Origin of the sequence: Streptomyces sp. NPDC017991, assembly GCF_044328075.1 — a bacterium.
Lineage (GTDB): Bacteria > Actinomycetota > Actinomycetes > Streptomycetales > Streptomycetaceae > Streptomyces.
In genome coordinates, this window is record NZ_JBIRGP010000007.1 from 57,865 (window position 1) to 75,124 (window position 17,260).

General features: G+C 70.4%; 17 protein-coding genes. 1 reads left to right on the top strand and 16 read right to left on the bottom strand.

Annotated elements, in window-relative coordinates:
- Positions 1–10: 10 nt before the first annotated feature.
- The 3 genes from ACH4DZ_RS21370 to pyrR form a co-directional block, all read right to left on the bottom strand.
- Positions 11–1,297: a dihydroorotase gene (locus tag ACH4DZ_RS21370; RefSeq protein WP_398288805.1), complete on the bottom strand. Its 1,287-nt coding sequence runs from the start codon at positions 1,295–1,297 to the stop codon at positions 11–13.
- 5 nt (positions 1,298–1,302) lie between these two features.
- Complete coding sequence (locus ACH4DZ_RS21375) at positions 1,303–2,280, bottom strand: aspartate carbamoyltransferase catalytic subunit (protein ID WP_398288806.1); 978 nt, start codon at positions 2,278–2,280, stop codon at positions 1,303–1,305.
- A gap of 130 nt (positions 2,281–2,410) precedes the next feature.
- A complete protein-coding gene (gene pyrR, locus ACH4DZ_RS21380; RefSeq protein WP_398288807.1) occupies positions 2,411–3,001 on the bottom strand; it encodes a bifunctional pyr operon transcriptional regulator/uracil phosphoribosyltransferase PyrR in 591 nt (196 codons plus the stop codon).
- Between the two features lie 244 nt (positions 3,002–3,245).
- On the opposite strand from pyrR, the gene bldD reads away from it, so the two are divergent.
- Positions 3,246–3,746: a transcriptional regulator BldD gene (gene bldD, locus ACH4DZ_RS21385; RefSeq protein ID WP_067366005.1), complete on the top strand. Its 501-nt coding sequence runs from the start codon at positions 3,246–3,248 to the stop codon at positions 3,744–3,746.
- 255 nt (positions 3,747–4,001) lie between these two features.
- Here bldD and nusB read toward each other — a convergent pair whose 3' ends face one another.
- The 13 genes from nusB to ACH4DZ_RS21450 form a co-directional block, all read right to left on the bottom strand.
- Entirely contained in the window at positions 4,002–4,436 is a 435-nt protein-coding gene (gene nusB / locus ACH4DZ_RS21390) for a transcription antitermination factor NusB (protein WP_398288808.1), read from the bottom strand.
- Between the two features lie 2 nt (positions 4,437–4,438).
- Positions 4,439–5,005: an elongation factor P gene (gene efp / locus ACH4DZ_RS21395; protein ID WP_055513022.1), complete on the bottom strand. Its 567-nt coding sequence runs from the start codon at positions 5,003–5,005 to the stop codon at positions 4,439–4,441.
- A 104-nt stretch (positions 5,006–5,109) separates the two neighbouring features.
- Positions 5,110–6,231, bottom strand: a complete 1,122-nt coding sequence (locus ACH4DZ_RS21400; RefSeq protein WP_398288809.1) for an aminopeptidase P family protein — start codon at positions 6,229–6,231, stop codon at positions 5,110–5,112.
- Between the two features lie 321 nt (positions 6,232–6,552).
- Positions 6,553–7,461: a Pro-rich N-terminal domain-containing protein gene (locus tag ACH4DZ_RS21405; protein WP_398288810.1), complete on the bottom strand. Its 909-nt coding sequence runs from the start codon at positions 7,459–7,461 to the stop codon at positions 6,553–6,555.
- A gap of 166 nt (positions 7,462–7,627) precedes the next feature.
- Positions 7,628–8,719, bottom strand: a complete 1,092-nt coding sequence (gene aroB / locus ACH4DZ_RS21410) for a 3-dehydroquinate synthase (protein ID WP_398288811.1) — start codon at positions 8,717–8,719, stop codon at positions 7,628–7,630.
- Positions 8,716–9,198: a shikimate kinase gene (locus ACH4DZ_RS21415; protein WP_398289212.1), complete on the bottom strand. Its 483-nt coding sequence runs from the start codon at positions 9,196–9,198 to the stop codon at positions 8,716–8,718. Before ACH4DZ_RS21415 ends, aroB begins: the two co-directional genes overlap by 4 nt.
- Positions 9,199–9,227: 29 nt before the next feature.
- Positions 9,228–10,412, bottom strand: a complete 1,185-nt coding sequence (gene aroC, locus ACH4DZ_RS21420; RefSeq protein WP_398288812.1) for a chorismate synthase — start codon at positions 10,410–10,412, stop codon at positions 9,228–9,230.
- 205 nt (positions 10,413–10,617) lie between these two features.
- Positions 10,618–10,887, bottom strand: coding sequence for a hypothetical protein (locus ACH4DZ_RS21425; protein ID WP_398288813.1), 270 nt, complete (start codon positions 10,885–10,887; stop codon positions 10,618–10,620).
- A 63-nt stretch (positions 10,888–10,950) separates the two neighbouring features.
- A complete protein-coding gene (locus tag ACH4DZ_RS21430; RefSeq protein ID WP_398288814.1) occupies positions 10,951–11,814 on the bottom strand; it encodes a shikimate dehydrogenase in 864 nt (287 codons plus the stop codon).
- Positions 11,792–13,615 carry an endolytic transglycosylase MltG gene (gene mltG, locus ACH4DZ_RS21435; RefSeq protein ID WP_398288815.1) on the bottom strand — a complete coding sequence of 608 codons (1,824 nt, stop codon included), beginning with the start codon at positions 13,613–13,615 and terminating at the stop codon, positions 11,792–11,794. Before mltG ends, ACH4DZ_RS21430 begins: the two co-directional genes overlap by 23 nt.
- A 116-nt stretch (positions 13,616–13,731) precedes the next feature.
- Complete coding sequence (ruvX, locus tag ACH4DZ_RS21440) at positions 13,732–14,196, bottom strand: Holliday junction resolvase RuvX (protein WP_398289213.1); 465 nt, start codon at positions 14,194–14,196, stop codon at positions 13,732–13,734.
- Between the two features lie 17 nt (positions 14,197–14,213).
- On the bottom strand, positions 14,214–16,886 hold the full coding sequence (alaS, locus tag ACH4DZ_RS21445; RefSeq protein ID WP_398288816.1) for an alanine--tRNA ligase: 2,673 nt from the start codon (positions 16,884–16,886) through the stop codon (positions 14,214–14,216).
- A complete protein-coding gene (locus ACH4DZ_RS21450) occupies positions 16,886–17,254 on the bottom strand; it encodes a DUF6167 family protein (RefSeq protein ID WP_398288817.1) in 369 nt (122 codons plus the stop codon). The genes alaS and ACH4DZ_RS21450 overlap by 1 nt, the downstream gene beginning before the upstream one ends.
- Between the last annotated feature and the right edge of the window lie 6 nt (positions 17,255–17,260).

The window sequence follows — 17,260 nt, forward strand, 5'->3', positions numbered from 1 at the left end:
GTGAGTGATGTCACGCGAGCTTCCCGTCGACGAGCGTGGCCCTGCCCCGCAGCCACGTGTGCGTGACACGGCCCGGCAGCTCACGACCCTCGTACGGAGTGTTGCGGCTGCGCGATGCGAAGCCCGCGGGGTCCACCTCACCACGGTATGCGGTGTCGACGAGCGTGAGGTTGGCGGGCTCACCTGCCGAGACGGGACGGCCGTGGCCCTGCGCCCGGCCGATCTCGGCGGGCTTGACGGACATGCGGTCGGCGACCGCGGCCCAGTCGAGCAGGCCCGTCTCGACCATCGTCTGCTGGACGACCGACAGGGCTGTCTCCAGGCCCACCATGCCCATGGCGGCGGCGGCCCACTCGCAGTCCTTGTCCTCGTGCGGGTGCGGGGCGTGGTCGGTGGCGACGATGTCGATCGTGCCGTCGGCGAGCGCCTCGCGCAGGGCCAGCACATCGCGCTCGGTGCGCAGCGGCGGGTTGACCTTGTAGACCGGGTTGTACGAGCGGACCAGCTCGTCGGTGAGGAGCAGGTGGTGCGGGGTGACCTCGGCGGTCACGTCGATGCCGCGGGACTTGGCCCAGCGGACGATCTCGACGGAGCCTGCGGTCGACAGGTGGCAGATGTGGACGCGGGAGCCGACGTGCTCGGCGAGCAGGACGTCCCGGGCGATGATCGACTCCTCGGCGACCGCGGGCCAGCCGCCGAGTCCCAGCTCCGCGGAGACGACGCCCTCGTTCATCTGGGCACCCTCGGTGAGGCGGGGCTCCTGGGCGTGCTGGGCGACGACACCGCCGAAGGCCTTCACGTACTCCAGGGCCCGCCGCATGATCACGGCGTCGTCGACGCACTTGCCGTCGTCCGAGAAGACGGTGACGCCCGCGGCGGACTCGTGCATGGCGCCCAGCTCGGCGAGCTTCTTGCCCTCCAGGCCGACGGTGACGGCCCCGATGGGCTGGACGTCGCAGTAGCCGTGCTCCCGGCCGAGCCGGTAGACCTGCTCGACTACACCGGCGGTGTCGGCCACGGGGAAGGTGTTGGCCATGGCGAACACGGCGGTGTAGCCGCCGCTCGCGGCGGCGCGCGTACCGGTCAGGACCGTCTCGGAGTCCTCGCGGCCGGGCTCGCGCAGATGGGTGTGCAGGTCGACGAGGCCCGGCAGGAGCACCTTGCCGTCGGCCTCGACGGTCTCCGCGCCCTCTGCCGAGAGTCCCGTACCGACCTCGGCGATCGTCTCGCCGTCGATGAGGACGTCCTGCGGCTCGCCGCCGAGCACCTTCGCACCACGGATAAGGATCTTGCTCATGTGACTTACTTCTCCTCGGTACGCGTGTGGGTGGCGGCGGGTTCGTTGCCGCCGAGCAGCAGGTACAGGACGGCCATCCGGATCGAGACCCCGTTGGTCACCTGCTCGATCGCGGTGCAGCGCTCCGAGTCGGCGACCTCGGCGGTGATCTCCATGCCGCGGACCATCGGCCCGGGGTGCATCACGATGGCGTGCTCGGGCATCTTCGCCATGCGGTCGCCGTCGAGGCCGTAGCGCCGCGAGTACTCGCGCTCGGTCGGGAAGAACGCCGCGTTCATCCGCTCGCGCTGCACACGCAGCAGCATCACGGCGTCGGACTTGGACAGCGTCCGGTCGAGGTCGTACGAGACCTCGCAGGGCCAGGACTCGACGCCGACCGGCACCAGGGTCGGCGGGGCGACGAGGGTGACCTCGGCGCCGAGGGTGTGCAGCAGGTCGACGTTCGAGCGGGCGACCCGGCTGTGCAGGATGTCGCCGACGAGCGTGATGCGCTTGCCGGAGAGGTCCTGGCCGAGGCCGGCGTCCCGGCCGACGAGCCGGCGCCGCATGGTGAAGGCGTCGAGCAGGGCCTGGGTGGGGTGCTGGTGGGTGCCGTCGCCCGCGTTGATGACCGCGGCGTCGATCCAGCCGGAGGTCGCGAGGCGGTACGGGGCTCCGGAGGCGCCGTGCCGGATGACGACGGCGTCGACGCCCATCGCCTCCAGGGTCTGGGCGGTGTCCTTCAGGGACTCGCCCTTGGAGACGCTGGAGCCCTTGGCGGTGAAGTTGATGACGTCCGCGGACAGCCGCTTCTCGGCGGCCTCGAAGGAGATCCGGGTCCGGGTGGAGTCCTCGAAGAAGAGGTTGACGACGGTGCGGCCGCGCAGGGTCGGCAGCTTCTTGATCGGCCGGTCGGCGACCCGGGCCATCTCCTCGGCGGTGTCGAGGATCAGGACGGCGTCGTCGCGGGTGAGGTCGGCGGCCGAGATGAGATGACGCTGCATCTTTCAGGCTCCGTAAGGCAGAAGGCAGTTCAGGTCGGGAAGCGGGCGTCCGGAGGTGCCGGGAAGCACAACCGGGGCGGGCAGGGGCGCGCGTGGGCCCGGCGCACGGCGACGGCCGTACGCCGGAGAGCTACGGCTGCCCGCCCTGGGAGGTCTGCTTCACACCGAGCAGCACGGTGTCCCGACCGTCCTCCTCGGCGAGCTGGACCTTGACCGTCTCCCGCAACGACGTGGGGAGGTTCTTGCCGACGTAGTCGGCGCGGATCGGGAGTTCGCGGTGGCCGCGGTCGACGAGGACCGCGAGCTGCACGGCGCGCGGGCGGCCGATGTCGTTCAGCGCGTCGAGGGCGGCGCGGATGGTGCGGCCGGAGAAGAGCACGTCGTCGACGAGGACGACCAGTCTGCCGTCGATGCCGTCACTGGGGATGTCGGTACGGGCCAGCGCACGCGGCGGGTGCATGCGCAGGTCGTCGCGGTACATGGTGATGTCGAGGGAGCCGACCGGGATGCGGCGGTCGGTGATCTCCTGGAGCTTGACGGCGAGCCGCTGGGCCAGGTGGACGCCCCGGGTCGGAATGCCCAGGAGCACCACGTCCTCGGCGCCCTTGGCGCGCTCGACGATCTCGTGGGCGATGCGGGTCAGGACCCGCGCGATGTCGGGCGCCTCAAGAACGGGCCGGGCGTCGGACTCGTACTGCTGCTTCTGCTGTTCGGTGTCCATACGAAACGGACCTCCTTCTCCGCCTCTCGGGACGGATCATTAAAGGACGTCGGAATTGCGCCATCAACGGTACCAGCCCGGCAATGCCCCTGATCACCCCCCTCGTCCCGGCCGTACTCCGCCTTCCCAGGGGGACCGGTCCGGACCATCCGGCTTGACGAGCCAGAGTCACGCTGCGTAACCTCACAGTGAGTCACCAGCCGCGCGGCCGAGCCGCACGTCGACACAGTGTCCGGGGAGCCATATGTCCAGCGAATACGCCAAACAGCTCGGGGCCAAGCTCCGCGCCATCCGTACCCAGCAGGGCCTTTCCCTCCACGGCGTCGAGGAGAAGTCCCAGGGCCGCTGGAAGGCGGTCGTGGTCGGTTCGTACGAGCGCGGCGACCGCGCCGTGACCGTGCAGCGTCTTGCCGAGCTGGCGGACTTCTACGGCGTTCCGGTGCAGGAGCTGCTGCCGGGCACCACGCCGGGCGGGGCCGCCGAGCCGCCGCCGAAGCTGGTCCTCGACCTGGAGCGACTGGCCCACGTGCCGGCCGAGAAGGCGGGCCCCCTGCAGCGGTACGCGGCGACGATCCAGTCCCAGCGCGGCGACTACAACGGCAAGGTGCTGTCGATCCGCCAGGACGACCTGCGCACTCTCGCCGTCATCTACGACCAGTCGCCCTCGGTCCTCACCGAGCAGCTGATCAGCTGGGGTGTCCTGGACGCGGACGCGCGCCGCGCGGTCTCCCACGACGAGGGCTGACCGCCACCAGCACTGAGAAGAAACGTGCCCTCGGGGTGGCCTGAACCATATGGTTCGGGCCACCCCGAGGGCGTTCCCACGGCCCGTACGGCCCCGAGGCGGTAGCAGGTACGCCGGAGGGCCCCCAGCGTGATGCTGGGGGCCCTCCGGCGTACTACAGGGCGCGGAGCCGTGACACTGGGCGGCTGCGCCGCGTGGGCGCGACCAGCCCCACCGGCCCGCACACGACGTCGAACCGTGCGCGGAGCGGATCCCTCAGACCTCGTCGCGCCGCAGCGAGGACTTGAGTTCCTTGAACCGGCCGAGCAGCCCGTTCACGAAGGCCGGCGAGTCGTCCGTGGAGAACTCCTTGGCCAACTGCACCGCCTCGTCGAGCACGACCGCGTCCGGGGTCTCGTCCACCCAGATCAGTTCGTACGCGCCGAGACGCAGGATGTTGCGGTCGACGACCGGCATCCTGTCGAGCGTCCAGTCGACGGCGTACTGCGAGATCAGCTCGTCGATGCGCCGCGTGTGGTTCGCGTAGCCCTCGACCAGCTGCATCGTGAACTCGCTCACCGGCGGCTGCCGGGTGTCCGTCCTGGAGTGCCGGATCCAGTCCGCGAGGACCGTCTGGACGTCGACGTCTCGCTGGTCACCCTCGAAGAGGATCTGGAAGGCGCGCTTGCGGGCCGTATTGCGGGCAGCCACGGTTAGCTGTTCACCCGGCCGAGGTAGTCGCTCGTGCGGGTGTCGACCTTGATCTTCTCACCGGTGGTGATGAAGAGCGGCACGTTGATCTGGTGACCGGTCTCCAGGGTGGCGGGCTTGGTGCCGCCCGTGGAGCGGTCGCCCTGGACACCGGGCTCGGTCTCCTGGACGACCAGCTCGACGGCGGCCGGCAGCTCGACGAAGAGCACCTCGCCCTCGTGCTGCGCCACGGTGGCGGTGAAGCCCTCGATCAGGAAGTTGGCGGCGTCGCCGACGGCCTTGCGGTCGACCATGAGCTGGTCGTAGGTCTGCATGTCCATGAAGACGAAGTACTCGCCGTCCATGTACGAGAACTGCATGTCGCGCTTGTCGACAGTGGCCGTCTCGACCTTGACGCCGGCGTTGAACGTCTTGTCGACGACCTTGCCGGAAAGCACGTTCTTCAGCTTGGTGCGCACGAAGGCGGGGCCCTTGCCGGGCTTGACGTGCTGGAACTCGACGACGGACCAGAGCTGGCCCCCGTCGAGCTTGAGCACCAGGCCGTTCTTGAGGTCGTTCGTGGAAGCCACGGTTGCGGAATCTCCTGGACTGACGTGGACGACCCAGGTAACACGCGCACGGCTCGAAGCGGTCGAAGCACTCGATACGGTCGAGGCTTGTGCGGCTTGCGAGACTAGAGCGCGAGCAGTTCCTTGGTCGTGATGGTGAGTAGCTCGGGTCCGCCGTCCGCCTCAGGGCGCACGACGAGCGTGTCATCGATCCTGACACCGCCCCGGCCCGAGAGGTGGACCCCCGGTTCGACGGTGACCGGCACGCAAGCGTCCAGTTTACCCATGGCCGCGGGGGCCAACTGCGGCTCCTCGTCGATTTCGAGCCCCACACCGTGTCCTGTCGACTCCGGAAGGCCCTCCGTGTACCCGGAGGAGTCCAGCACCTGACGGGCCGCGCGGTCCACGTCACGGTAGGCGGCGCCGGGCACCAGGGCTTCACGGCCGGCCCTCTGGGATGCGAAGACGAGGTCGTACAGCTCGATCTGCCAGTCGGCCGGAGAGGTGCCGATGACGAACGTGCGGCCGATCTCGCAGCGGTATCCGTGGTAGGTCGCCCCGAGGCAGACGGAGAGGAAATCTCCCTCCTCGACCCGGCGGTCGGTCGGCCGGTGCCTCCGCCGCCCGGAGTGCGGGCCCGTGCCGACGGACGTCCTGAAGGCCGGTCCGTCGGCGCCGTGGTCGACGAGGCGGCGCTCCAGTTCCAGCGCGAGGTGCCGTTCGGTGCGGCCGACGAGGATCGACTCCAGGAGTTCGCCCAGGGCCTGGTCGGCGATCTCCGCGCCGATGCGCAGACAGGAGATCTCCTCCTCGTCCTTGATCACCCGCAGCTGTTCGACGGCTCCGCCGACGTCCGCGAGGCGCAGGGCGGGCGCCACGGAACCGATCGCCCGGTGGCGGGCCACGGTGAGGTGGTGCTCCTCGACGGCGAGGGAGTCGGCGCCCTGGGTCGCGGCGAGGTCCGCGGCGGCCACGGCGGGGTCGCCTCCGGGGCTCGGCAGTGTGTGGACGCGCAGGGCGTCGTCCGGGCGGCCGTCCGCGGCGGCGGGGGTGCCGGGTGTCGTGCCGGGTGTGGTGCCGTGCACGAGCAGGTCCTCGGTCCTGCCCAGCAGGAGGACCGCGCCGGGTGGGGCCACGCCTGTGAGATAGCGGACGTTGGCCGGGCGGGTGACCAGCGCGGAGGCGCTGCCGGCGGCGTTGACGCGGTCTCTCAGGCGGGCTCGGCGGGTTTCGTGCACCTCTGGCATGGTCTGAGCGTATGAGCTTCGCTCGGATTGTGCCGGTTTGAGGGGGCCGAGTGGGCGGGGGCCTGCGGGGACGGGGGTGCGGCTGGAGGTTGGGTGCCGGGTGCGGGGCCGTGGGGGCTTGTCGCGCAGTTCCCCGCGCCCCTGAAAAGCGCGGCGGAGTAAGGGGTGCGGCTGGAGGTTGCGTGCCGGGTGCGGGGCCGTGGGGGCTTGTCGCGCAGTTCCCCGCGCCCCTGAAAAGCGCGCTGGTCCTCGCGCCCCTGGAAGGCTCGGGCCGGTGGGGGTCGAGCGCGCCGTTCCCCGCGCCCCTTTGCGGTGCTCAGGTCACCACTGGGGTGGGCTTGCGATGGAGCGGGCCAGGACCTCGTCCAGGACTCGGGCCGTCTGGGGGACGTCCAGTTGGGAGTTGTCGATGATGGGGAGGCCCGAGCCGTACCAGCCGGCCATCCGGCCGTGGATGCGGGCCACTTCCTCGTCGGTGAGGCGGCGGTTTCCGGAGCGCTCCGCGTTGCGCTCCAGGACTATCTCCAGGCCCGGCAGGAGGACGACCGGGAGCAGCCCGGGCCCGACGTGCCGCTTCCAGCCGCCGAGGCCCACCACGGGCCGGTCGGGGAACACGGCGTCGTCGAGGATGCAGGAGATGTTGTTGGCCAGGAAGTTGCGGGCCGCGAAGCCGCAGGTGCGGCGGGCGAGGCGGTACTGCGCCTCCGACATGTCGTTCCACCCCGACTGCGGGTCGGCGAAGCCCGAGCGCACCCATTCGCGGACGTCGTCCAGGCTGATGTGCGCGGTGGGCACCCTGCGGTGGTCCGCCCAGTACTTGGCGACGCTGGTCTTGCCCGCGCCCGCGGGCCCGATGAGCAGCACGGCGAGCGTCGTGGACGTCGGGTCGGGGGTGCCGGTCGTGGGCGGCGCGCTCGGCATCGGGACGGGGCCGCCCGGCGGTAGCTGGACATGGCCCGTGGTGTCCGGCGTCGGTGGCACGGGGGCGTGGTGCGGGACGGCGTGGTGCGGCGCGGGCGGATGGCCCGGCGGGTGCGGAGGACCGGGCGGGTGCGGGGCCGCGGGCCCCGTCTGCGCTCCGGCGAAGCCCGGCGGCGGACCCGCGGGGGCACCGGCGTGCGTACCGGGGTGGTGCGGTCCCGGGTGTGGTGCGGCCCCCGGCCAGCCGGCGGCCGGTCCGTGCCCCGGCTGATGGGGCGGCGGCAGCGGAGACCCCACTGCGTGCTGCATCCGGTGCCACTCCGTCTCGTACAGGCGATGGGCGCTGGCAGCGGGGCACCTGCCCCGCTCGCCTACCGAACGGTACCGTCCCCGGCCGCCGTTTGGTGAACGGCCGGGAACGGCCCGAAGTGCCCGTCCGCGCAAGGCGAATCGGCGCAAGTGCCGCCCGGTGGAGCTATTCGCCCACTTCGCCGTAGGCGGCGAGGAGCACCGCCGGGTCGGGGCCCTCCAGGACGGTCGGCTTGGCCAGTCCGTCGAGGACGATGAAGCGCAGGAGGTCGCCGCGGGACTTCTTGTCGACCTTCATGTTCTCCAGGAGCTTCGGCCACTGGTCGTAGCGGTAGGTCAGCGGCAGCCCGACGGACTCCAGGATCGTGCGGTGCCGGTCCGCGGTCACGTCGTCGAGACGGCCCGCGAGACGGCCCAGTTCGGCGGCGAAGTGCATACCGACCGAGACCGCGGCGCCGTGCCGCCACTCGTAGCGCTCGTTCTTCTCGATGGCGTGGGCGAGGGTGTGCCCGTAGTTGAGGATCTCGCGCAGCCCGGACTCCCTGAGGTCGGACGAGACGACCTCGGCCTTGACCCTGATGGAGCGCTCGATCAGCTCGGCGGTGTGCGGTCCGGCGGGCGTACGGGCGCCCTGCGGGTCGGCCTCGATGAGTCCGAGGATCTCCGGGTCGGCGATGAAGCCGGCCTTGATGATCTCGGCGAGCCCCGACACGAAGTCGTGGACCGGCAGCGAGTCGAGCGCGGCGAGGTCGCACAGCACGCCGACGGGCGGGTAGAAGGCGCCGACGAGGTTCTTGCCCTCGGCGGTGTTGATGCCGGTCTTGCCGCCGACCGCCGCGTCCACCATGGCCAGCACGGTGGTGGGGATGGCGATCCAGCGCACCCCGCGCAGCCAGGTCGCCGCGACGAAACCCGCCAGGTCGGTGGTGGACCCGCCGCCGACGCCGATGATCACGTCGGTGCGGGTGAAGCCGGACTGCCCGAGCGCCTTCCAGCAGTACGCGGCGACCTCCGCGGTCTTGGCCTCCTCCGCGTTGGGCACCTGGATGGCGACGGCCTCGAAGCCCTGACCGGCGAGGTCGGCGCGGAGCGCGTCACCGGTCTCGGCGAGCGCCTCGGGGTGGATCACCGCGACCCGCTTGGCCCGATCCCCTACCAACTGGCCCAGCTCACCGAGGAGTTGGCGGCCGACCAGCACCTCGTACGGCTCACTGCCCGCCGTACCTCCGACGTGGATCCGCGTCACTGCCTCGTTCATGCTTCCTTCAACTCCAGTGCGTCGAGGACCGCTCGGGTGACCTCTTCGGGGGTGCGGCCGTCGGTGGTCACCACGGCGCTCGCGACCCCCGCGTACAACGGGCGGCGGGCGTCCATGAGTTCGCGCCACTGCCGGCGCGGGTTGACCGCGAGGAGCGGCCTGGCCGCGTTCAGACCGGTGCGCTGCACGGCCTCCTCGACGTCCATCGAGAGGTACACGACGGGCTGTCCGGCGAGCAGCGCCCGGGTGTCCGCGTCGAGGATGGAACCGCCGCCCAGCGCCAGGACGCCGTCGTGTTCCGCGAGGGCCCGCCGCACGGCCTCTTTCTCGACGGCGCGGAAGACCTGTTCGCCCTCGTCCACGAAGATGTCCGCGATGGTGCGGCCCTGCTCGGCCACGATGTCCTCGTCGGTGTCGCGGAAGCGGCAGCCGAGCCGCTCCGCGAGCAGCGCGCCGACCGTGGACTTGCCGACGCCCATGGGGCCGACCAGCACGATCCTGGGACCGGTCACCGCACGACCAGGTTCTTCAGGTACGACTGCACGTTGCGCCGGGTCTCCGGCACGCTGTCGCCGCCGAACTTCTCCGCCACCGCGTCCGCCAGGACCAGCGCGACCATCGCCTCGGCGACGATCCCGGCCGCGGGCACCGCGCACACGTCCGAGCGCTGGTGATGCGCCTTGGTCGCCTCGCCGGTCACCACGTCGATGGTCGCCAGGGCCCGCGGCACCGTGGCGATGGGCTTCATCGCCGCCCGTACGCGCAGGAGTTCACCCGTGGTCAGACCGCCCTCGGTGCCGCCCGAGCGGCCCGAGGTGCGCCGGATGCCCTCGTCGGTCTGGACGATCTCGTCGTGCGCCTTCGAACCCGGCACCCGCGCGAGGTCGAAGCCGTCCCCGACCTCCACGCCCTTGATCGCCTGGATGCCCATCAGCGCCGCCGCCAGCCGCGCGTCCAGGCGCCGGTCCCAGTGCACGTGCGAACCGAGGCCCACCGGCACCCCATACGCCAGCACCTCGACCACCCCGCCGAGCGTGTCGCCGTCCTTGTGGGCCTGGTCGATCTCCGCGACCATCGCCTTCGACGCGTCCGCGTCCAGGCAGCGCACCGGGTCCGCGTCCAGCTTCTCGACGTCGTTCGGGGTGGGGTAGACGCCGTAGGGGGCCTTCGCCGCCGCCAGCTCCACCACGTGCGAGACGACCTCGATGCCGGCGGTCTCCTTCAGGTACGAACGCGCCACCGCGCCCAGCGCCACCCGCGCCGCGGTCTCCCGTGCGGAGGCCCGCTCCAGGATCGGCCGCGCCTCGTCGAAGCCGTACTTCTGCATACCGGCGAGGTCCGCGTGGCCGGGCCGCGGCCGGGTCAGCGGGGCGTTGCGGGCCAGCTCCGCGAGAATCTGCGGGTCGACCGGGTCGGCCGCCATGACCTGTTCCCACTTGGGCCACTCGGTGTTGCCGACCATCACCGCGACCGGCGAGCCGAGGGTGAGTCCGTGCCGGACACCGCCCAGGAAGGTGACCTCGTCGCGCTCGAACTTCATCCGCGCGCCGCGCCCATAGCCCAGGCGCCGCCGGGCCAGGTGGTCCGCCACCATCTCCGTGGTGATCGGCACGCCGGCGGGAAGACCCTCCAGCGTCGCCACAAGTGCCGGACCGTGGGACTCCCCGGCGGTCAGCCAGCGCAACCTGCTCAACGGTGCTCCTCATGCTCGCGCCCTGGTGCGGTGTCCTGTTCCTACGAACACGCTGCTGCGTACACGCGTCCTCGCGTACGGCGACGGCGCGACCGGGTGCGCGGCCCTGGCCCGCCGCCTCCGATCCTCCCACGTCCGCGCCCTGCGCCCGGCCCCAGGTCCATCTGGCGGACGCGCCCGGGTCGTACCGTGGCGCGGGTCCGCCTCACGCCGTGGGGTCGTCCTGCCGGGGCGGCGGCGCGTACGAGCCCAGGTGGTCGGCACCGCGGCCCTGTGCGTACCGTGCCGACTCGGGGACGGGCCGCCCCGCGCGCACCGCCCGGTGGTACGTGAACTTGCGCTTCAGCTTGAGGGCCCAGGCCGTCAGGACGGCGAGCACGAAGACCCCCAGCGCGGCGCCTTGCGCCCAGTCCGGCAGGAAGCCCACCACCGACTGGAAGATCTCCGACTTCCAGGATGCCTGTGTCACGTACATGGATCTGTCCCCCGATTGTCCCGGTCCCCCCGACCCCGCCCCCGCGGCATCGGAAACCGGATCCTAGCGGCCGTCCTGGCGGGCCGCGAGGGACTTCTCGCCCGCCGTCCGCATGGTGTCGACCGGGCCCGGAGCGCGGCCCGTCATCTGCTCGACCTGGAGCACCGCCTGATGCACGAGCAGGTCGAGTCCGCTGACGACGGCGCCTCCGTAGGCGGACCAGCGGGCCGCGAGGTCGGTGGGCCAGGGGTCGTACAGGACGTCGAAGAGGGTGGCGGGCCGCTCGGGGACGGACGGGGCGAGGGCGTCGGTGGCGCCCGCCGGGGTGGTCGCGATCACCAGGGGCGCGCGCAGCGCCTGTCCGGCGTCCGACCAGTCCGCCGTACGCACCTCGATGTCGAGCCGCTCGCCCCACTGCCGCATCTCGGCGGCGCGCGCCGCGCTGCGGACGTACACGACGACCTCGCCCGTGCAGACGCGGGCGAGGGCGGCCAGCGCGGAGGACGCGGTGGCGCCCGCGCCGAGGATCGCTGCGGATTCCACTTGTTCGATGCCCCGCTCGCGCAGGGCGGCGACGATGCCGGGGATGTCGGTGTTGTCGCCGACACGGCGACCGTCCTCGGTGCACACCACCGTGTTCACGGCCTCGACGGAGGCCGCCGTCCCACTGATCTCGTCGAGCAGCGGAATGACCGCCCGCTTGAGCGGCATCGTCAGCGAGAGTCCGGCCCATTCGGGACCGAGTTTCCCGATGAATTCGGACAGCGCCGTCTCGTCGATCTCGAAACGGTCGTACGACCAGTGGTGCAGACCGAGTTCCTCGTACGCGGCGCGGTGCAGCACCGGGGAAAGGGAATGCCCGATCGGGGAACCGAGAACGGCGGCTCGGCACCGCCGGTCCCCGTCAGTCCTTGTTGCGCCGCTCATTGAATTTCTGAACCAACTTCTCGTGCTCGGCCAGGGTCTTGGTGAAGTCCGTCTTCTTGCCGTCGATGGAGATGAAGAACATCCACGCACCGCCGTCGGGCTTCAGCGCCGCCCGCAACGCCTCGTCGCCGGGATTCCCGATCGGCCCGGGCGGAAGACCCTTGTAGAAGTACGTGTTGTACGGGTCGTCGTAGTTGCGGATCTCGGCGACCGAGATATCGATCTTGCTCTGACCCTTGAGGTAGTTGTACGTCGAGTCGAACTCAAGCTTCTGGTTGGTGACGTCGTTCGTCGGCTTCAGCCGGTTGTAGACGACGGACGCCATCTTCTTGAAGTCGTCGTGCGTGATGCCCTCGGCCTGGACGAGACTCGCGACCGTGACGACCTGCAGCGGGTCCTCAAGGCCGAGGTCGTCGGCCTTCGCCTCCAGGTCGTACTTGGCGTACTCCTTGTTGGCCTGGGCGACCATGTCCTTCAGGACGGTCTCGGGCTTCATGTTCTTGTCGGCGGGATAGGTCGCCGGATAGAGGAATCCTTCCAGCGGGTCCTTGATGTCGCTGTCGTCGTCCGCCCAGTCCGGCAGCCCGAGGCTCTTGTACTTCTTCTTGGCGACGTCCGCGGTGGTGCCCTTGGAGAGATCGAGTTGCTTGTCGATCGCCTCGTACACGGTGACGTTGCGCTGCCCTTCCCTGACGACCAGATTGTTCTGGCTCTTGGGATCGAGCATCAGCGCGACAGCGCTTTCCGCGGACATCTGCTTCTTCAGCAGATAGGAACCCGCCTGGATCTTGTCGCCGTTCTCGTTCTGCGCCTGGGCCGCCACGAAGGCGTCCACGCTCTTGACGACGCCGGCCGCCTTCAGTTTCTGGCCGATCACCGATCCGAAGGCGCCCTTGGGAATCACGACGGTCACCTGGCCGCCGGTTCCTTCGCCCGCGTAATCGGGGGCCGAGCCGAAACGACTCTGATAGAACTGGTAGCCGAAATAGGTGACGCCACCGCCCACCGAGAGAAGGACGAGGGAGACCACCAGGCAGGCGCAGCCGTTCTTGCTCTTCTTCTCGCCTTTGCCCTTGCTCCCCTTACCGCCTTTGGCGCCTTTTCCGGCCTTGCCGCGTCGGCGGTTCTGCGGGTCGTCGTCGGTGTCTTCCTCGTCGTCTTCATCGCCCGCGAAGAACGCGTGCTCGCCCTGGTCCGGCCCCGGGTCCCAGTCGGTGCGCTGCGATTCCGGTTCCGCTTCGGGTTCCGGTTCGGCGCGGCGGCGGCTCGGCGGCTCGGGCGGCGGGTAGGCGTCGGGGGTCCCGTAGTAGTCGGGCTGCTGACCGTTGTACGCCACGGCCTGGCCGCCGTAGGGGTCGTTCGGATCAGCGCCGTACGGGACCTGCTGCTGCGGCTGGTACTGCTGGCCCGCGTCCCAGCCGCCGCCGTTGTACGGCCGGCCGTTCTGGTCGTACTGCTGACCGTTCTGGTCGTACTGCCCGCCACCCTGGTCGGGGTACCCCTGCCCACCCTGGCCGTTGTACTGCTGCGGAGAGTGATTGCCGTACTGCTGCTGCTCCTGGCCGTAGTGCTGCTGCTGTCCCTGGGCGTACTGCTGCTGCCCCTGGTCGTAGTCGGCCTGCTGGCCCGTGCCCCAGTCGCCGTACTGCGGCTGCTGCGGCTGCTCCGGATAGTGCTGCGGCTGGCCGCCGTAGGGGGACTGGGCCGCCTGGGCCTCCTGTCCTCCCCATCCGTTGTCCCCGTACAACGGGTCCTCGGGATGCCACGGTTCGGAGCCTGGGCCCCGGCCATACTCAGTCATCGATCCCCTAGAGCCGCGAGGCGGTGGTCGCGCGGTGGCTGGGCTTCCGTCGCCTCTCTCCTGTGCGGAGGCTATTCGAACACCACCGCATCGCGCGGAACGTTACCGTACCGCGATCAGATGACCACTTCGACGCCCTCGCCCGGAGATGTACCTGACACCCGTTCGGACTCCAGTGCCTGCTGGAGGATGATCACGGCCGCCACCTGGTCGATGACCGATCTGCCCTTCTTGGACTTCACGCCCGAGGCGCGCAGTCCCTGACTGGCCGTCACCGTGGTCATCCTCTCGTCCACGAGGCGCACCGACACGGGTGCGATCCCGCGTGCGAGCTCCTGTGCGAACGCGCGGACCTTGACAGCGGCCGGCCCCTCGCCCCCCTTGAGGGAGCGAGGAAGACCGACGACGACCTCGATCGGCTCGTACTCCTCGACGAGTTGCCGCAGCCGCCGGTGGGCGGCCGGGACGTCACGTCCCGGTACGGTCTCCACCGGCGTGGCCAGGATCCCGTCGGGGTCGCAGGAGGCGACCCCGATCCGGGCGTCCCCGACATCGATGGCGAGCCGGCGTCCGCGGCGCATGACCCGCTCGCCGTCGCTCACTTGGCGGTCTCGGCCACGAGCCGCTCGACGGCGTCGGCGGCCTCACCGATGGCGGCCGGGTTCTGGCCGCCGCCCTGGGCCACGTCGGGCTTGCCGCCACCGCCGCCGCCGAGGGTCTTGGCGGCCGTGCGCACCAGGTCACCGGCCTTGAGGCCACGCTCGCGGGCGGCCTCGTTGGTGGCGATGACCGTCAGCGGTTTGCCGTTGACGGTGGTGAACAGGGCGACCACGACGGCCCGTCCGCCCTGGATACGGCCGCGTACGTCGAGGACCAGCTTGCGCAGGTCGTCGGCGCTCGTGCCGTCCGGGACCTGACCGGTGACAAGTGCGACGCCCTGCACGTCCTTGGCGGATCCGGCGAGACCGGCGGCGGCCTGGAGGACCTTCTCCGCGCGGAACTTCTCGATCTCCTTCTCGGCGTCCTTCAGCTTGCCGAGCATGGCCGAGACCTTCTCCGGGAGCTCCTCCGGACGGCCCTTGATCAGCTCCTGGAGCTGGGCGACGACCGTGTGCTCGCGGGCGAGGAAGTTGTAGGCGTCGACACCCACCAGGGCCTCGATACGGCGGACACCCGAACCGATCGACGACTCGCCGAGCAGCTTGACCAGGCCGAGCTGGGCGGTGTTGTGCACATGTGTGCCGCCGCACAGCTCCTTGGAGAAGTCGCCGATGGTGACGACGCGCACGCGCTCGCCGTACTTCTCACCGAACTCGGCGATGGCGCCCTGCTTCTTGGCCTCGTCGATGCTCAGGATCTCGGCGTGCACGTCGAGGTCGCGGGTGAGCACCTCGTTGATCTTCTGCTCCACGTCCGTCATCACGGCCGTGGGCACGGCCGACGGGGAGCCGAAGTCGAAGCGGAACCGGCCGGGCTGGTTCTCGGAACCGGCCTGGGCGGCCGTCGGGCCGAGGGCGTCGCGCAGGGCCTGGTGCGTGAGGTGGGTGGCCGAGTGGGCGCGGGCGATGGCCGTGCGGCGGCGCACGTCGATGACGGCCTGGGCCTTGGCGCCGACGGTCACCTCGCCGACCTGGACGACGCCCTTGTGGACGTACACCCCGGGGACGGGCTTCTGGCAGTCGCGGACCTCGATCACGGCACCGGTGTCGATCCTGATGCGGCCGGTGTCGCCGATCTGGCCGCCGCCCTCGGCGTAGAACGGGGTGCGGTCGAGGACGATCTCGACCTCGTCGCCCTCGGTGGCGGCGGGCGAGGAGGCACCGTCGACGAGGATGCCGACGACCGTGGACTCGCCCTCGGTGTTCGTGTAGCCGATGAAGTCGGTCTCGCCGGCGGCGTCGGCGATCTCGCGGTAGGCGCCCATGTCGGCGTGACCGGTCTTCTTGGCCTTGGCGTCGGCCTTGGCGCGCTCCCGCTGCTCCTTCATCAGGCGCCGGAAGCCGTCCTCGTCCACGGACAGGCCCTGTTCGGAGGCCATCTCCAGGGTGAGGTCGATCGGGAAGCCCCAGGTGTCGTGGAGCAGGAAGGCCTTGTCGCCGGAGAGGACGGTGCCGCCGGAGGACTTGGTCTCCGTGACGGCGGTGTCGAGGATGTTGGTGCCGCCCTTCAGCGCCTTCAGGAAGGCGGCCTCCTCGGCGAGGGCGACGGTCTCGATGCGCTTGCGGTCGGAGACCAGCTCCGGGTACTGCCGGCCCATCATCTCGATGACGACGTCGACGAGATCCTGGACGACCGGGCCGGTGGCGCCGAGCAGCCGCATGTTGCGGATGGCGCGGCGCATGATGCGGCGCAGCACATAGCCACGGCCCTCGTTGCCCGGGGAGACGCCGTCGCCGATGAGCATCACGGACGTCCGCATGTGGTCGGTGACCACACGCAGGGAGACGTCGGAGCCGTGGGCGGCGCCGTACTCGACACCGGTCAGCTCGGTGGCCTTCTTGATGACGGCCATGGAGGTGTCGATCTCGTACAGGTTCTGCACGCCCTGCAGGATCATGGCGAGGCGTTCGAGGCCGAGGCCGGTGTCGATGTTCTGGCTCGGCAGGTCGCCGAGGATCTCGAAGTCCTCCTTCGAGGTGCCCTCGCCGCGCTCGTACTGCATGAAGACGAGGTTCCAGATCTCCACGTACCGCTCGTCGTTGACGGCGGGGCCGCCCTCGGCGCCGAACTCGGGGCCGCGGTCGTAGTTGATCTCGGAACACGGGCCGCAGGGGCCCGGGACGCCCATGGACCAGTAGTTGTCCTTCTTGCCGAGGCGCTGGATGCGCTCCTTGGGGACGCCGACGACCTCGTGCCAGATGCGCTCGGCCTCGTCGTCCTCCAGGTACACGGTGATCCAGAGCTTCTCCGGCTCCAGGCCGTAACCGCCCTTGTCCTGGGGGCTGGTCAGCAGCTCCCAGGCGTACTTGATGGCGCCTTCCTTGAAGTAGTCGCCGAAGGAGAAGTTGCCGCACATCTGGAAGAACGTGCCGTGCCGGGTGGTCTTGCCGACCTCTTCGATGTCCGGCGTACGGACACACTTCTGGACGCTGGTGGCGCGGGCGAAGGGGGGCTTGACCTCACCGAGGAAGTACGGCTTGAAGGGGACCATGCCGGCCGGGACCAGGAGCAGAGTCGGGTCGTCCGCGATGAGCGACGCCGAAGGGACGACGGTGTGCCCGCGCTCCTCGAAGAAGCTCAACCAGCGGCGACGAATCTCGGCCGACTCCATCAGTGGTCCTCATTCCGGTTGTACGAGTACGTCGACCTCTCGACGTACGTCGGGTTCTTGCCGTGCTTCGGGGTCCCGCCGTGCTGCGGGTCGTCGCCGCTCTCCAGGGCGGCGAGGCGGCGCGGGGAGGCCGGTTCGGGGTCGGCGTTCAGTCCGAGCGCCTCGCCGAGTTCCGCCTCGCGCTGGACCATTCCGTCCCGGACGTCGAGTGCGAAGTCCTTGACGCGGTGGCCCGCCTCGATCGCCTTGTCGGCGGCTCTGGCCGCCAGGCTCTCGGGCGTCAGCTGCTTGATCTTGCGGTTGACCTTGGTGGTGGCCCACACGCCGGCGGCTGCGCCCGCGGTGAACCAGAACGTACGGCGGAACATCGCTGC

Coding starts and splice junctions, on each gene's coding strand:
- ACH4DZ_RS21370 (WP_398288805.1), bottom strand. CDS start 1,297: ATGAGCAAGATCCTTATCCGTGGTGCGAAGGTGCTCGGCGGCGAGCCG.
- ACH4DZ_RS21375 (WP_398288806.1), bottom strand. CDS start 2,280: ATGCAGCGTCATCTCATCTCGGCCGCCGACCTCACCCGCGACGACGCC.
- pyrR (WP_398288807.1), bottom strand. CDS start 3,001: ATGGACACCGAACAGCAGAAGCAGCAGTACGAGTCCGACGCCCGGCCC.
- bldD (WP_067366005.1), top strand. CDS start 3,246: ATGTCCAGCGAATACGCCAAACAGCTCGGGGCCAAGCTCCGCGCCATC.
- ACH4DZ_RS21400 (WP_398288809.1), bottom strand. CDS start 6,231: ATGCCAGAGGTGCACGAAACCCGCCGAGCCCGCCTGAGAGACCGCGTC.
- ACH4DZ_RS21405 (WP_398288810.1), bottom strand. CDS start 7,461: ATGCAGCACGCAGTGGGGTCTCCGCTGCCGCCGCCCCATCAGCCGGGG.
- aroB (WP_398288811.1), bottom strand. CDS start 8,719: ATGAACGAGGCAGTGACGCGGATCCACGTCGGAGGTACGGCGGGCAGT.
- ACH4DZ_RS21415 (WP_398289212.1), bottom strand. CDS start 9,198: ATGGGCGTCGGCAAGTCCACGGTCGGCGCGCTGCTCGCGGAGCGGCTC.
- ACH4DZ_RS21425 (WP_398288813.1), bottom strand. CDS start 10,887: ATGTACGTGACACAGGCATCCTGGAAGTCGGAGATCTTCCAGTCGGTG.
- ACH4DZ_RS21430 (WP_398288814.1), bottom strand. CDS start 11,814: ATGAGCGGCGCAACAAGGACTGACGGGGACCGGCGGTGCCGAGCCGCC.
- mltG (WP_398288815.1), bottom strand. CDS start 13,615: ATGACTGAGTATGGCCGGGGCCCAGGCTCCGAACCGTGGCATCCCGAG.
- ruvX (WP_398289213.1), bottom strand. CDS start 14,196: ATGCGCCGCGGACGCCGGCTCGCCATCGATGTCGGGGACGCCCGGATC.
- alaS (WP_398288816.1), bottom strand. CDS start 16,886: ATGGAGTCGGCCGAGATTCGTCGCCGCTGGTTGAGCTTCTTCGAGGAG.
- ACH4DZ_RS21450 (WP_398288817.1), bottom strand. CDS start 17,254: ATGTTCCGCCGTACGTTCTGGTTCACCGCGGGCGCAGCCGCCGGCGTG.